Raw genomic sequence first — 14,113 nt, forward strand, 5'->3', positions numbered from 1 at the left:
AGGGTGGGGTCCTCGACTTGGGACCTCGACCTGAAAGAGGTTGAATTGTGCCGGATGCGAACAGCGCCGTAATTAAGCTCTCCCAAATAGTTCTCAAAAGTTCCAAACGAGCTATAGATGCGCTTCATGCAGGGATCGCGCTTTGCCTTTGGTCCGTTTGTGCTTGATCCGGATGCGGGAACACTGCTTCGGAACGATAATCCCGTTGCCGTCGGCTACCGTGGGCTCAAGCTGCTGGCGGCGCTCGTCGAACGGCCAGGCGAAGTCCTCGACAAGGCCGAGCTGATGGATGCGGCATGGCCGGGTACAGCGGTCGAGGAAGGCAATCTCACCGTCCAGATCGCGCAGCTGCGCAAGCTGCTTGGTCCGCCCGCCGACGGCGGGGAATGGATCGCCACTATTCCGCGCGTCGGCTACCGCTTCGCCGGGATCGTGGAATCCCTCGATGGCGCGAAGCGAAAAGCTTTGCCGCTGCCCGACAAGCCCTCGATAGCCGTGCTGCCCTTCGTCAATCTCAGCAACGACCCCGAGCAGGAGCCCTTCGCCGACGGATTGACCGAAGACCTGATCACCGACCTGTCCAGGGCCTCGGGCTTGTTCGTCATCGCGCGCAACTCGACCTTTGCCTACAAGGGAAAGGCCATGGACGTGCGCGAGATCGCCCGGGAGCTTGGCGTGCGCTATCTCCTGGAAGGTAGCGCAAGACGTGCCGCGGGACGCGTGCGCATCAACGCCCAGCTGGTCGACGCCGTGAGCGGCGATCACCTGTGGGCGGAACGCTTCGATCGCGGAGTGGACGATATCTTTGCCGTTCAGGACGAGGTGACGGCCAAGATCGTGGAAGCGCTGCTCGGCCGGTTGCGCGCGCCGCTGCCGCGCAATCGGCCCAAGAATCTCGAGGCCTACGATCTCTGCGTTCGGGCGCGCAAGCTGATCGACGATTCGCCGCAGACGGCGCGGGAGGCGCATCTGATGCTGACGCGCGCGGTCGCGCTCGATCCCGACTATGCCGAGGCCTATCGCTGGCTTGCCATGAACCACTGGATGGGATGGGTTCATTGGGGCGAGCCGGTGGAACCCAACCGTCGCCTGGCCCTGGATCTGGCGCGCAAGGCGGTGACGATCGATCCCAACGACGCCGGCTGCCGCTGGGTGCTCGGCAACCTGCTCGCCTATGAGCGCGACTTCGCCGAAGCGGATGCGGAATTCGCCAGGGCGTTCGAGCTCGACCCTAACGAGGCCGATGCCTGGGCGACGTTGTCCGACATCTCTGTGCTGGCCGGGCGGGTCGAGGAGGGGCTCGAGCAGATCCGCAAGGCGTTCAGGCTCAACCCCTTTCCGGCAAGCTGGTACTATCTGACGCTCGGCGCGGCGCAATATGCGGCGCGCGACTACGAGGCCGCCGTCAAAACGTTGCGCCGGGACGAGACTTACCGAACGAGCTCACGCCGCTTCCTGGCGGCTAGCCTCGCGCAGCTCGGCCGGCTCGACGAGGCGCGCACGGAGGTCGAACTGTTCCTCGTCGGCAACCCGCATTTCACCACCAGCCACTGGGTCTGGACGGAGCCCTTCCGCGATGCGGCGATGCTCGATCATTTCGTCGACGGCTTCCGCAAGGCCGGCCTTCCGGAATGACTCGCCGCCGGTCCCCTGGTGCCGCCTACTCCTCGAAGCGGCCCGTGGCGTCACGATCGCGCTCATAGCGTCTCGTGAGCGGAAACGGCGGCAGCCAGGATTCGCGACGGATGATCCAGCTTTCGTAGGTCGGCGCCAGTTGGTCAGGGGCATCCAGGGATCCCAGGTTCACTTCGATCTCGTCGGCGGTGCGGCCGAAAATGGTCGAGCCGCAGCGCGGACAGAAAAACCGCCCGGCGTAGTCGCGTGTTTCGCCGTCGATCGTCACCGCATCCCGAGGGAAAATCGCGGAAGCGTGAAAAAGCGCCCCGTGATGCTTGCGGCAATCGAGACAGTGACAGAGGCCCACCCGGTATGGGCGTCCAGTCGCCACAATTCGGACGTTGCCGCACAGGCAACCGCCGGTGAATCGGTCCATGCTGTATTCCTCCAAATCAAGCGGGCTGGATGTACGACCAACTCCACCATCCATGAACGCGGCGCCAGCTTTCAGCTAATGCGCCCGCGGTTGAAGTTCGATCCGATAGCCGAGCACGCGCCTTCCGGCCGGCTCGATCAGCATGAGTCCTAGCTTGTCGGCGAATTCGCCGTCGAAATCCGCCGGGCTGGCGAGACCGTACCAGGGCTCGATGCAGAGGAACGGCGCGCCTCCCGGCTTGGACCAGATGCCTAGCTCCCGAAATCCGTGCCAATGCATCTCGATCGCCGGACCGCGGTCGGCGCCGTAACGCACGGCGGTGCTGGCAGGCTGGTCCAGGATCACGGCATCCTCGTCGAACAGGCGATCCGACAGAGCGAGACTGTTGCCCTCGATGGGCGTCGGCTGCCGCGCCGTCAGCAGCAGCCCGTCCTTGAGACGGCGGATCGGCGCAGGCTCGGGCTGTGCAAAGGTCAGGCGGTAAGCCTCCTTGGGCAGATCCGGCAGCAGCGGCCAGTTGAATGCCGGGTGCGCCCCGATCGACGCCGGCAGCGGCTCGTCGCCGGTGTTGGTGATCTCGAACGTGACGCCAAGCTGCCGGCGGTCGAGAGTGTAGGCTACCGCCAGACGGAAGGCGAAAGGGTAGTGCGTTCGGGTCTCCGCGTCGTCGGTGAGCACCAGCATGCAGGACCGAGAACCCCTCTCCGCCCAGGCAAACGACTTATCGCGGGCGAAGCCGTGCTGCGTCATCGGATAGGTCTGGCCGCGATGGCGCAGTTGATCGCCCTTCAGCCGGCCGACGATCGGAAACAACACTGGGGAATGACGGCGCCAGGCCGGTCCGGCCTGCCACACAAGTTCCAGCCCATCCGCATCCCGCAGCGAGACCAGTTCGGCCCCCTGCCCGACTATCACGGCCGAAATGCCGTCGCCATGAAGTGTCTGGCTGTCCTGTGCCATATGTTCTCGCGGTTTGTCTTTGCTTGGCCGGCAGGCTAGCAAATGGCCAGGCGTGAACTCAAGGCGGCGGTTTGCATTGCGTTTCACACAGTCACGATGAACGTGTGATGGCACAAGTGGGCCAGGCGCCGTCTCAAATGAAGATTGGCCGGAGATTTCCCTCCGGCCACGGCAAGATGCCAAATGTTGCCTGCTACAGTTCGGACTATTCCCGCTCGCCGGTGAAATTCAGCAGCAGATGGAAGATGTTGACGAAGTTGAGGTAGAGCGAGAAGGCGCCGAAAACAGCCAGTTTCTGCCGCGACTCCGCGTCGAAGTTCTCCGCATACTGTTCCTTGATCGACTGCGTGTCCCACGCAGTCAGGCCGATGAACACGGCGATGCCGATCACCGAGATGGCGAACTGCAAAGCGGTCGAGCCGAGGAAGATGTTGACGATGCTGGCAATCACCACGCCGATCAGGCCCATGATCAGGAAGGACGAGAACTGGGTCAGGTCACGCCGGGTCGTGTAGCCGTAGAGGCTGGTGGCGCCGAACATGGTGGCGGCGATGAAGAAGGTGCGCGCGATGCTGGTTCCGGTGAAAACCAGGAAGACGGAAGCCAACGACAGACCCATGACCGAACAGAAGGCCCAGAACATCGCCTGCGCGCTTGCCGCCGACATCGTCTGCATCTTGAACGAGAACAGCAGGACGAAGGCGAGCGGCGCCAGCATCACCACCCATTTCAGCGGGCTGGAAAAGATCGGCACGTAGAGCGCGGGCGTCGACGACACCATGAACGCGACGAGGCCGGTGACCACGAGGCCGAGGCCCATATAGTTGTAGACGCGCAGCATGTGCTGGCGCAGGCCCTCGTCGTAGAGGGCGCCGCTTTGGGCGCCGGTGCCGACGCGGTATCCCAGGTTGGGCGTGTTCATTTGCATTCTCCTTTGTGAACGGATCAGTAAAGCGTTCTGGCAAGCGTCTCGGCGGCGCGGTCGAGGTCACGGACCTCGCCCTGCGCAACCACCGCATAGGCGACCTCGCCGATCTGGAAATAGGCCGAGGAAATATCGCCCGAGGGCGCGACGGTCGGCTTGACCACGTCGAAGGTTCCCGGCCGGATCGCGAACAGCGACACCAGGCCCATCTCCTTGGTCTCGACCGCCATCTCGACGCTGGGCCCAAAGCGCGACGGATAGACCTGCACGTCGCGGACCTTCCAGTCCTTGGGCAAGGACGGCATGACGATGGCCGTCGCCGCGCGGATTTCGCCGGCATTGTAGTTCGGCGCCTCGGCCTGCGAGGGCATGGTCTCGCGCACAAGGGTCGTCCTGTGCGCGCGCACCGCCTCGTCGAGATAGGCGGGCGGCTGCGGCGAGGCGACGACCTTCGTCACCGACATCGGCCCGATTATGCCGTTGGCAAGCCAGCCGGCGGCGACGAAAGCGGCCACCGCCGCGGCACGCTGCAAGACACCGAAGATACGGCCCCGGGCAAGCCCCCTCTCCAGGCGCCGCGCGGCATCGGTCGTGGCCGGCCTCGCCATGCCGCCTGACCCCGCCAGCGCCACGCGCAGTTCGTCCCGCATCCTGAGATCCGACATCACACGCGCGGCCGCTTCCGGCCGGGCGGAGAGGAAGGCCTCGACTTCGATGCGGCGCGAGACGTCGAGCTGATCGTCGACATAGGCGTCGAGATCGGCGTCCGTCACGGGGTCGATAGTTGCTGTCATGACGGGCCTCCGACAATCCTGAGGTGATTTTTCGCCTTCGCCGGAGCCCCCTCCTCCATCTCGCGAAGCGCGGCGCGTGCCCTGCCGATGCGCGACATCAGCGTTCCGAGCGGCACGCCGCTGGCATCGGCCGCCTGGCTGTAGGAAAGGCCCTCAATGGCGACGAGATGCAGGGCCGAGCGCTGTTCTTCGGGCAGGCTGAAAAAAGCATCGCGCACCTGGCCCAGGCGCACCGAATGCTCCTGCGGCGCCGGCGCGCTGGCGTCCGCAAGGAATCCAGCCTGTTCGAGGCGCGCTGCTTCCGAGCGTCGCGAGCGCATGCGGTCGACGAACGTGTTATGGACGATGGACAGCAGCCAGGCGCGCAAATTTCCGCCCGAGCGGAAGGTGCCGCGCCGCTCATAGGCACGCACAAGAGCGTCATGCACGAGATCCTCGGCATCGGCACCGTCGCGCGTCAGCGAGCGCGCGTAACGCCTGAGCGAGCCGAGTTGTCCGACGATATCGAAGCGTGGCATCGACCGTTTCATGCCCTGTTTACGGAACATGTGGGGGTTTTAATCCCGGCCCTGCAGATTTTTTCGCGAAAACGCCGCAGACATGCAGCCGCGGACGTAGCTCGCGGCGATGCCAAGGCTATGCGATTCGGGCTGGCGAGAGTTAAAACCGCTGGTGCAAGGGGTTCGATTTGCGTATCACTCCGCCGCGCCAACGGAACCATGCAGATGTTTGAAAACCTTCAGCCGGCTGCCGCCGACAAGATCCTTGCCTTGATCGGCCTCTATCGCGCCGATCCTCGACCCGACAAGGTCGACCTTGGTGTCGGCGTCTACAAGGATCGCGACGGCAAGACGCCGGTCATGCGGGCCGTCCGCGAGGCGGAGAAGCGGCTGCTGCAGGGTCAGGACACCAAGACTTATCTCGGCCTCGCCGGCGACACCGGGTTCAATACCGTGATGGCCAGGCTCGCCTTCGGTCCGGGTGCAGACATAACGCGGATCCGTGCCGCGCAGGCGCCGGGCGGCTCCGGCGCGTTGCGGCTGGTGGCCGAGCTTTTGATGCGAACCCGCGCCGATGCGACGATCTGGTTGTCCGATCCCACCTGGCCGAACCACATGCCGGTGATGCGCGCCGCCGGGCTACAAATCCGTGAGTATCCCTATTTCGACGCGGCATCGGGCGCCGTTCGCTTCGACGACATGCTGGCAGCACTGCGCACCGCAAAGAGCGGCGACGTGGTGCTGCTGCATGGCTGCTGCCACAACCCGACCGGCGCCAATCTGGACATCGCGCAGTGGGCCGCTGTCACCGATCTCGTCGTCGAGCGCGGCCTGCTGCCGTTTGTCGACATTGCCTATCAGGGCTTTGGCGATGGCCTCGAGGCCGATGCCGCCGGACTGCGGCTGCTGGCCGAAAAGGTTCCGGAAATGGTCGTCGCGTCCAGCTGCTCGAAGAACTTCGCCGTCTACCGCGACCGTGTCGGCGCTGCGATGATCCTGGCGAAGGACAGCGCGCAGGCCGATGTGGCGCTGGGCCAGATGCTGTCGGCGGCTCGTGCCATGTATTCGATGCCGCCGGACCACGGCGCGGCGGCGGTGCGCATCTTGCTTGAGGACGCGGCCTTGCGCGCGGACTGGGAAGCCGAGCTCGAGGAGATGCGCTTGCGCATGCTGAGACTTCGGGTGCAATTCGCCGAGGCGCTGCGCCGGCAGTCCAACTCCGACCGCTTCGATTTCGTCGCCAGCCATCGCGGCATGTTTTCCCGGCTGGGGCTCACGGAAGCGCAGGTCGAACGGCTGCGCGCGGAGTATGGCGTCTACATGGTCGGCGACAGCCGCATCAATGTCGCCGGCCTGCCGGAAGACGGCATGGACAAGCTCGCCAAGGCGATCGTTTCCGTGCTCGACTGACCGGACTTGTCCGGCGCAACTGTGGACAAGCCCGCTTCGCCGGCCGACAGCATTGGCCGCGCGGCGGACCGCGCGATAGCATCCGCCGCATGAAGCCATCGAAAGACATTTCGCGCCTGATCGAAATCATGGCGGCGCTGCGCGCGCCGAAGACCGGCTGTCCGTGGGACATCGAACAGGATTTCTCGACCATCGCGCCTTACACGATCGAGGAGGCCTATGAGGTGGCCGACGCCATCGCGCGCGGCGATCTCGACGACCTGCGCGACGAACTCGGCGATCTCCTTTTGCAGGTCGTGTACCACGCGCAGATGGCTGAGGAGGCCGGCGAGTTCGCTTTCGGGGACGTGGTCCAGGCCATCACCACGAAGATGATCCGCCGCCATCCGCATGTCTTCGGTGACGAGAAGGCGCGCAGCGCCGGCATGGCCAAGGGCATGTGGGAGAGGATCAAGGCGCAAGAGAAGGCTGAGAAGCGTAGCGCCCGTCTCGCGCGCGGTCTCGACCCGGAAGACAATGGCAAGGGGTTTCTGGACAGCGTGCCGGTCGCCCTGCCCGCACTGACGCGGGCCCTGAAACTTCAGGAAAAGGCCGCCCACGTTGGTTTCGACTGGAGCGAGGCAGCGCCCATCCTCGACAAGATCGAGGAAGAGATCGGCGAATTGCGCGAGGCGCTGGCCAAGGGCGAAACCGCCGAGATCAAGGACGAATTCGGCGATATGCTGTTTGCCGTCGTGAATCTCGGCCGCCACCTCAAGCTCGACTCGGAAGCAGCGCTGAGCGGCACCAACGAGAAATTCCGTTCGCGCTTCCACTATGTCGAGCAGGCCCTGGAGAAATCCGGCAGCTCGCTGGAAAAGGCTGATCTGGAAGAAATGGAAACGCTCTGGCAGGAAGCGAAGAGCGCGAAATAACTGGCGTTAGCCGTTATTCTTGCGACGCAATCTGCTTTCGATCTCTTCGCGGGCACTTTGCGTCGCCTTCAGCGAGATGGTGGCGCTGCCGTCCTCGTTGTCGGTTCGCGAAACGACATCGCCATTGCGGTAAAGCCAGTCGACAAGGCCGAACTGCGCCGGCTCGATCGTCACCGTCAGATCTTCGAGTTCGCCGGACATCCGTGTCTCGATGATCGCGTTCAGCGCATCGATGCCCTCGCCCGTGACGGCCGATATGGCGACGGGAGGCGCCTTGGCATCCGTACTCTCGGCAAGCAGCCGTGCGCGATTGCCTTCATCGAGCAGGTCGACCTTGTTCCAGACCTCGATGACCCGCTTGGTATCGCCGGCGTCGACGCCGAGATCGGCCAGGATGCGCTCGACGTCCTCGGCCTGGGCGGATGTGTCGGGATCGGAGATGTCGCGCAAATGGATGACGAGATCTGCTTCGACCACCTCTTCAAGCGTGGCGCGGAAAGCCGCGATGAGATGCGTCGGCAGGTCCGAGATGAAGCCGACCGTATCCGAGAGGATGATCGGCGTGCCGTGCGGCAGCCGCACGCGGCGCAGCGTCGGATCGAGCGTTGCGAACAGCATGTCCTGCGCCAGTACCCCTGCCCCGGTCAGCTTGTTGAACAGCGTCGATTTTCCGGCATTGGTGTAGCCGACGATGGCCACCACCGGAAACGGCACCTTCTTGCGCTTGGCACGATGCAGGTCGCGGGTGCGGCGCACCGTCTCCAGCTCGTGCTTCAGCTTGACGATCTTGTCCTGCAGGACGCGCCGATCCGATTCGATCTGGGTTTCGCCGGGACCGCCGAGGAAGCCGGCACCGCCGCGCTGGCGCTCGAGGTGGGTCCAGCTACGCACCAGCCGGCCCTTCTGGTAGTTGAGATGGGCAAGCTCGACCTGCAGCGTGCCTTCCTTGGTGCGGGCGCGCTCGCCGAAGATCTCGAGGATCAGCCCGGTGCGGTCCAGCACCTTGGCGTTGAATTCCTTCTCGAGATTGCGCTGCTGCACCGGCGTCAGCGGATGATCGACGATGACCACCTCCGCGTGCCCTTCCTTGACGATCTCCGCCAACTCCTCGACCTTGCCGCTGCCGAGCAAGGTCGCCGGGCGTGGATCGTTGACGGTAACCACGGCCGTGTGGATCAGATCAAGATCGATGGCGCGGGCAAGGCCGACAGCCTCATCATGACGGGCCTCGGCCGAGCGCGTCAGCCGCGGACGGCTGGTGTCGTCCTCGCCGCGCGGCTGGCGGGTAAGCACCGGCACGATGACGACTGCCCGGGTCGGACCCTCGGCTTCCGTCCCCGGCTGATGTACTGATTTTCCACGAACGCTGCGGTCCGGGTCCTTCTCACGTGCCAATCAGGCGCCCTGGCTTTCCTCGCCATCGAACATCTGAACCGGCTGGCTCGGCATGATCGTGGAAATGGCGTGCTTGTAGACGAGCTGGGAGTGGCCGTCGCGGCGCAGCAGGACACAGAAATTGTCGAATGAAGTGACGACGCCGGTCAGCTTCACGCCGTTGATGAGAAAGATGGTGAGCGGGTTCTTGCTCTTGCGAACAGAGTTCAGGAACAGGTCCTGAAGGTTTTGCGATCGTTCCGCCATTGTTCTTGTCTTTCGCCGATCCCCTTCGGTTTGCAGGCCAATGCGCCAAATTAACCAGCACATGTCAAGCGCGCAAACACCGTCTTGTCGTCAGTAACGACAAGCAGAACGAGATATATTGATGTTCATTCCACCTGTGCGGTTATCAGGCTGGACTTTTTTCCGCAATGTCAAAAAAGGCTTGCCGCAACGAAAGTGTTATCGAGCCGGGGTGGCCGTTGGCGACCGGATCGCCGTCTATGGCCACGACCGGCATCGCAATCGTGGTCGCGGAACTGATGAAAGCCTCCCTCGCCGCCTTTGCCTCGGCGACGGAAAAGCCGCGTTCCTCGATCTTGAGGCCGAGCTTGGCCGCCACTTCAAACATGGTGGTGCGGGTTATGCCGCGCAGAATGCCGTGCTCGGCCGGCCTGGTGACCAGAACGCCGTCCCTGGTGACGATCCAGGCATTCGACGACCCGCCTTCCTTGACGTTGCCGTCCGTATCCACGAACCAGGCTTCCTGCGCGCCAGCTTCCTTGGCCTTCTGCTTGGCCAACACATTGGGCAGCAGGCCGGTGCTCTTGATATCGACGCGATCCCAGCGATTCTCGGGCACTGTGATGACGGCGATGCCGGTCTCGGCCCGTTTGGCCCCAGCAGCGGGATCCAGCTTCCTGGCGGTGATCACCAGCGACGGCTTGGTGTCAGCCGAGGGGAAGGCGAAGTCGCGGCTGGCAACGCCGCGTGTGACCTGGACATAAACCAGGCCGTTGATGACATGGTTGCGGTTGACCACTTCGCGCATGATGAGCGGCAGGACGCTTGGGGTGACCGGCCAGCCGATCGACAGCTCGCCCAGCGAACGCTTCAGCCGGGCAAGGTGACGCGGCATGTCGACGATGAAGCCCCGCGCCACTTCGCAGACCTCGTAAACGCCGTCGGCGAACTGGTAGCCACGGTCTTCGATATGCACGGCGGCATCGGCATGAGCGGTGTAGCGCCCGTTCACATAGGCAATACGCGGCATTTGTCACCTCGGGGGATCTGCTTCGGCTTGTTTAGGCGATTCCGCCTCAACAGTGATGGATAATCGCGTAGGCCACTGAAGCAATTCCAGGAAAAACTTGTAACCGTTTTCCGTCCGCCATTGTGCAGACAAACCCCAAGCGGTCGGCGATCCCTCAAACGCCGAACCCTTCAAGACATCAGGTCAGACGCCGAGCGACTTCAGCTTGCGGTGCAGCGCGGAACGCTCCATGCCGATGAACTCGGCCGTTTTCGAAATGTTGCCGCCGAACCGGTTGATCTGGGCGATCAGATAGTCCTTCTCGAATTGTTCGCGCGCCTCGCGCAGCGGCAGCGCCATGATGTGCTGGTCCGACTGGTTCGGCGTGCGCGGCATGACATCGCCGATTTCGGACGGCAACAGGTCGGCGGTGATCGGCGCATCGACATTGTCGCCGCGCGCCAGGATCATCAGCCGTTCGACATTGTTGCGCAATTGGCGAACATTGCCTGGCCAATTGTGCGCCTGCAGCACCGCCATGGCGTCATCGCCGATGCGGCGCGGCTTGATGCCGGCCTGACGGGCGATCTGCTTCATGAAATTGTCAACGAGATAAGGAATGTCCTCGCGCCGCTCGGCAAGTCCCGGCACCATCACCGGTACCACCGCAAGGCGATGGTATAGATCCTCGCGGAAACGGCCATCGGCGATCATCGCCTCCAGGTTCTGCGACGTCGAGGAGATGATGCGGACATCGACCTTGACCCGTTTGGTGCCGCCGACGCGCTCGAACTGCTGTTCGACCAGCACACGCAGGATCTTGTTCTGCGTCTCGCGCGGCATGTCGGCCACCTCATCGATGTAGAGGATGCCGCGATGGGCTTCCTCCAGGGCGCCGACCTTGCGCTCTACGCCGTTCGATTCGGTGCCGAACAGTTCGATCTCCATGCGTTCGGGCGTGATGTTGGCGGCGCTCAGCGTCACGAAAGGCGCGCTCTTGCGCGCCGACAGCGTGTGGATGGCGCGCGCGGCCAGCTCCTTGCCAGATCCGGAGGGGCCAATGATCATGACGCGGCTGTTGGTCGGCGCGACGCGCTCGATGGTCTGGCGCAACTGGCTCATCGCCGACGACATGCCGATCAGGTCGAAGGTCTCGCCGCTGCGCAGCTTGAGATCGGAAACTTCGCGCCTCAGCTTGGAGGTTTCCAGCGCACGCTCGGCAATCAGAATCAGCCTGTCCGCCTTGAAGGGCTTCTCGATGAAGTCATAAGCGCCGCGTCTGATGGCGGAGACCGCGGTTTCGATGTTGCCATGGCCCGAAATCATCACCACCGGCAGGTTGGGGTGCATGGTCTTGATCTCGTCCAGCAAAGCCAGGCCGTCCAGGCGCGAACCCTGCAACCAGATGTCGAGGAAAATCAGCCGCGGCGCTCGGTCGGCGATGGCCGCCAGAGCGGTGTCGGCATCGGATGCCGTGCGGGTTTCGTGACCTTCGTCGCTCAGTATGCCTGCGACGAGCTCACGGATGTCTTCCTCGTCATCGACGATCAGAATATCAGACGCCATTACCGACCTTTTCAGTTTCTCTTTCGTGTTCCGTCCTGCTTTCGCCGCGCGCTGGCGCCACGGCCGCAGGTGGCAGGATGATGCTGATCATCGCGCCGCGCCCGCCATGGAAATCCGCAGGCGCATCGTGGAGCTCCAGCCTGCCGCCATGGTCCTCCACGATCTTCTTGACGATGGCGAGGCCAAGGCCCGTGCCCTTCTCACGCGTGGTCATGTAGGGCTCCAGCAGCCGTTGGCGATTCTCCCGCGGCAGGCCTTTGCCATTGTCGATGACGTCGATGCGAATCGCGCCATTCTGACGTCCGGCTTGAATCCGGATTATGCCGTGCGAACCGTCCTTCTGTTCCAGCCCGTCGATCGCTTCGGCGGCGTTCTTGATCACGTTGCCGAAAGCCTGCGCCAACAGGCGGCTGTCGAAAGTACCCTTGAGCGGTTCGTTGCCGAATATGCGCTCGAACGTGATGTCGGAACGGCTCACCTCGACCAGGAACGAGGCTTCGCGCAGGGCTTCGCGCAGGTCGATGGACTTCATCTCGGGCTTCGGCATGCGCGCGAAAGCGGAGAATTCGTCGACCATGCGGCCGATATCCTCGACCTGCCGGATGATGGTGTCGGTGCACTGGTCGAAGACCTCACGGTCCTCGGTGATGACCTTGCCGTAGCGGCGCTTGATGCGCTCGGCTGAAAGCTGGATCGGCGTCAGCGGGTTCTTGATCTCATGGGCGATTCGGCGCGCCACATCGGCCCAGGCCGAGGAGCGCTGCGCCTGGACCAGATCGGTGATGTCGTCGACCGTCACGACGTAGGATTTCTCCTCCGTGCCGTTATCGCCGGCCTCGATGGTGATCTGCACGTTGAAAGTCCGCTCCGTGCCGGCGCGGAAAAACGTCACCTGCTCGCGATAGACGGGCTTACCCGACTGGCGGCCGATCTCGAAGACGCGGCCGACATGCGGGAGAATGGCGGAAAGGTTCTGCCCCAGCGCCGCACTGGCCGAAATGGCCAGCATGGACTCGGCCGAGCGGTTGACGATGGTGACGATGCCATAGGGATCGACGCCGATGACGCCCGCGGTGACACCGGCCAGCACCGCTTCCGAAAAGCGCCGTCGCTCGTCGATCAGATCCTTGGCCGACAGGATCTCGTTGCGCTGCGATTTCAATTCCTGCAGCATCTTGTTGAAAGTATTACCGAGCGAGGCAACGTCGCCGTCGGACGGGCGCACCGGCACGGCGACGTCGAGATTGCCGGTCGCGACCTCGTCGGCAGCGCCGATGAGCTGACGAATCGGCCGCACCAGCCGGTCGGCCACGGCAATGCCGGTCCAGATTGCCGACAGGATGATAATCAAAGTCAACGACAGATAAGGCAACGCGAAAGCCACCTGCGAAGTGCGCCTGTTGTCTTCGAGATTGCGATATTCGTCGGTGTTCGATCTGACGATCTGGCGCGCCTTTATCACCTCGGGATCGACCAGCCGGATCGTGTAGAGGTAGAGTCCCTCGATCTCACGCAGCTTGACGATAGCGCCCATGATGTTGCGCGTGCGCGGCTCGATCAGAACCGGCTTGCCATCAGTGGCGCTGGCGACCGCTCCCTCCGGCGGTTCCGGCATGGCGAAGTCGGCATCGGTCTTGGCGCTCATCACGAAGGAACCGTCGGGCTTGATCAGCGCGGCATGCGCCAGCGAGCGGCCAACCGCTTCCTTGCTCATCAGATCGAGGAAGCCAGTCCGGTCGAGGCCATAGAGCGTGCGCGAGGCGTCGAGGTCATAGGCCATCGACAGCGTCGTGCCCTGCAGGTTGCGCGCGTTTTCCTGCACATAGGCATCGGCGATGGACAGCGACGAATTGACGATCGTCTTGGTGCGAATCTCGAACCAGCGGTCGAGGCCGATATCGAGCGTAATCGACGCAATGATGGCCACCATGATGGCGGGGATGGCGGCGACGAGCGCGAACATGGCCACGATGCGCACATGCAGCCGCGAGGCTGCCTTGCCATGCCGGCGCGCCATGACGATGCGATGCACCTCGCGGCCGATCAGTGCGATCAGCAACAGGACGAAGACGGCGTTGAGCGCGATCAGCGCCCAGGTTGTCCTGGCGTCGGGCGCAATCGGCGTCGCGCCGACCAGAATGGCGAACGAAATGGCAGCCATGACCAGCGCACCGACCACCGCCACCACGCCGGGCAGCGCCAGCAGCCGGCGCCCGTCACGCGTGCCGGGGTCGTTGAAAAGCGGTTCGTTCGGTGTCGGAGCCTGCGAAGCCATGTCGCCGTCTAGAGCCAGTGATTGCGTCGGATCTATGCAACGCATTGTGGCGATTATGCAACAAGTGTGGCCTGGACGGAAATCTTT

13 protein-coding genes are annotated in these 14,113 nt (G+C 63.6%); 3 read left to right on the forward strand and 10 right to left on the reverse strand.

Going from position 1 to position 14,113, the window contains the following annotated elements:
* Positions 1–117: 117 nt before the first annotated feature.
* Positions 118–1,635: a winged helix-turn-helix domain-containing tetratricopeptide repeat protein gene (locus FJ964_RS01475; RefSeq protein WP_181172332.1), complete on the forward strand. Its 1,518-nt coding sequence runs from the start codon at positions 118–120 to the stop codon at positions 1,633–1,635.
* Between the two features lie 25 nt (positions 1,636–1,660).
* On the opposite strand, the gene FJ964_RS01480 is transcribed toward FJ964_RS01475, so the two are convergent.
* From FJ964_RS01480 to FJ964_RS01500, 5 genes are all read right to left on the reverse strand, one after another.
* Positions 1,661–2,053, reverse strand: coding sequence for a GFA family protein (locus FJ964_RS01480; RefSeq protein ID WP_140548561.1), 393 nt, complete (start codon positions 2,051–2,053; stop codon positions 1,661–1,663).
* A gap of 75 nt (positions 2,054–2,128) precedes the next feature.
* The gene (locus FJ964_RS01485) at positions 2,129–3,013 is read right to left on the reverse strand and encodes an aldose 1-epimerase family protein (RefSeq protein WP_140548563.1); all 885 of its coding nucleotides are present in this window, start codon (positions 3,011–3,013) and stop codon (positions 2,129–2,131) included.
* 205 nt (positions 3,014–3,218) lie between these two features.
* Entirely contained in the window at positions 3,219–3,935 is a 717-nt protein-coding gene (locus FJ964_RS01490; protein ID WP_140548565.1) for a Bax inhibitor-1/YccA family protein, read from the reverse strand.
* A gap of 23 nt (positions 3,936–3,958) precedes the next feature.
* A complete protein-coding gene (locus FJ964_RS01495) occupies positions 3,959–4,732 on the reverse strand; it encodes an anti-sigma factor (RefSeq protein ID WP_140548567.1) in 774 nt (257 codons plus the stop codon).
* Complete coding sequence (locus FJ964_RS01500) at positions 4,729–5,250, reverse strand: sigma-70 family RNA polymerase sigma factor (protein ID WP_246676163.1); 522 nt, start codon at positions 5,248–5,250, stop codon at positions 4,729–4,731. Before FJ964_RS01500 ends, FJ964_RS01495 begins: the two co-directional genes overlap by 4 nt.
* Positions 5,251–5,457: 207 nt before the next feature.
* On the opposite strand from FJ964_RS01500, the gene FJ964_RS01505 reads away from it, so the two are divergent.
* Both FJ964_RS01505 and mazG read left to right on the forward strand, forming a co-directional pair.
* On the forward strand, positions 5,458–6,642 hold the full coding sequence (locus tag FJ964_RS01505) for an amino acid aminotransferase (RefSeq protein WP_140548571.1): 1,185 nt from the start codon (positions 5,458–5,460) through the stop codon (positions 6,640–6,642).
* A gap of 89 nt (positions 6,643–6,731) precedes the next feature.
* On the forward strand, positions 6,732–7,556 hold the full coding sequence (gene mazG / locus FJ964_RS01510; protein WP_140548573.1) for a nucleoside triphosphate pyrophosphohydrolase: 825 nt from the start codon (positions 6,732–6,734) through the stop codon (positions 7,554–7,556).
* Positions 7,557–7,562: 6 nt separating this feature from the next.
* Here the strand turns inward: mazG and hflX are convergent, their stop codons facing one another.
* The 5 genes from hflX to FJ964_RS01535 all read right to left on the reverse strand — a co-directional run bounded on the left by hflX (position 7,563) and on the right by FJ964_RS01535 (position 14,026).
* Positions 7,563–8,951 (reverse strand): GTPase HflX, encoded by a 1,389-nt coding sequence (hflX, locus tag FJ964_RS01515; protein ID WP_140548575.1) that lies wholly within the window; start codon positions 8,949–8,951, stop codon positions 7,563–7,565.
* Positions 8,952–9,197 carry an RNA chaperone Hfq gene (hfq, locus tag FJ964_RS01520; protein WP_006202172.1) on the reverse strand — a complete coding sequence of 82 codons (246 nt, stop codon included), beginning with the start codon at positions 9,195–9,197 and terminating at the stop codon, positions 8,952–8,954. It abuts the gene before it with no gap.
* Between the two features lie 145 nt (positions 9,198–9,342).
* The gene (locus FJ964_RS01525) at positions 9,343–10,206 is read right to left on the reverse strand and encodes a D-amino-acid transaminase (protein ID WP_140548577.1); all 864 of its coding nucleotides are present in this window, start codon (positions 10,204–10,206) and stop codon (positions 9,343–9,345) included.
* Positions 10,207–10,389: 183 nt separating this feature from the next.
* The gene (locus FJ964_RS01530; protein WP_140548579.1) at positions 10,390–11,751 is read right to left on the reverse strand and encodes a sigma-54 dependent transcriptional regulator; all 1,362 of its coding nucleotides are present in this window, start codon (positions 11,749–11,751) and stop codon (positions 10,390–10,392) included.
* The gene (locus FJ964_RS01535) at positions 11,741–14,026 is read right to left on the reverse strand and encodes a PAS domain-containing sensor histidine kinase (protein ID WP_181172333.1); all 2,286 of its coding nucleotides are present in this window, start codon (positions 14,024–14,026) and stop codon (positions 11,741–11,743) included. Before FJ964_RS01535 ends, FJ964_RS01530 begins: the two co-directional genes overlap by 11 nt.
* Between the last annotated feature and the right edge of the window lie 87 nt (positions 14,027–14,113).

The sequence above is a fragment of the Mesorhizobium sp. B2-3-2 genome (assembly GCF_006442295.1).
Classification (GTDB): domain Bacteria; phylum Pseudomonadota; class Alphaproteobacteria; order Rhizobiales; family Rhizobiaceae; genus Mesorhizobium.

Bases quoted from the DNA above. Each gene is read 5' to 3' on its own strand.
- hfq (WP_006202172.1), bottom strand. From the start codon at position 9,197: ATGGCGGAACGATCGCAAAACCTTCAGGACCTGTTCCTGAACTCTGTT.
- FJ964_RS01480 (WP_140548561.1), bottom strand. From the start codon at position 2,053: ATGGACCGATTCACCGGCGGTTGCCTGTGCGGCAACGTCCGAATTGTG.
- FJ964_RS01490 (WP_140548565.1), bottom strand. From the start codon at position 3,935: ATGAACACGCCCAACCTGGGATACCGCGTCGGCACCGGCGCCCAAAGC.
- FJ964_RS01475 (WP_181172332.1), top strand. From the start codon at position 118: ATGCGCTTCATGCAGGGATCGCGCTTTGCCTTTGGTCCGTTTGTGCTT.
- FJ964_RS01495 (WP_140548567.1), bottom strand. From the start codon at position 4,732: ATGACAGCAACTATCGACCCCGTGACGGACGCCGATCTCGACGCCTAT.
- FJ964_RS01485 (WP_140548563.1), bottom strand. From the start codon at position 3,013: ATGGCACAGGACAGCCAGACACTTCATGGCGACGGCATTTCGGCCGTG.
- mazG (WP_140548573.1), top strand. From the start codon at position 6,732: ATGAAGCCATCGAAAGACATTTCGCGCCTGATCGAAATCATGGCGGCG.
- FJ964_RS01505 (WP_140548571.1), top strand. From the start codon at position 5,458: ATGTTTGAAAACCTTCAGCCGGCTGCCGCCGACAAGATCCTTGCCTTG.
- FJ964_RS01525 (WP_140548577.1), bottom strand. From the start codon at position 10,206: ATGCCGCGTATTGCCTATGTGAACGGGCGCTACACCGCTCATGCCGAT.
- FJ964_RS01535 (WP_181172333.1), bottom strand. From the start codon at position 14,026: ATGGCTTCGCAGGCTCCGACACCGAACGAACCGCTTTTCAACGACCCC.
- FJ964_RS01530 (WP_140548579.1), bottom strand. From the start codon at position 11,751: ATGGCGTCTGATATTCTGATCGTCGATGACGAGGAAGACATCCGTGAG.
- FJ964_RS01500 (WP_246676163.1), bottom strand. From the start codon at position 5,250: ATGCCACGCTTCGATATCGTCGGACAACTCGGCTCGCTCAGGCGTTAC.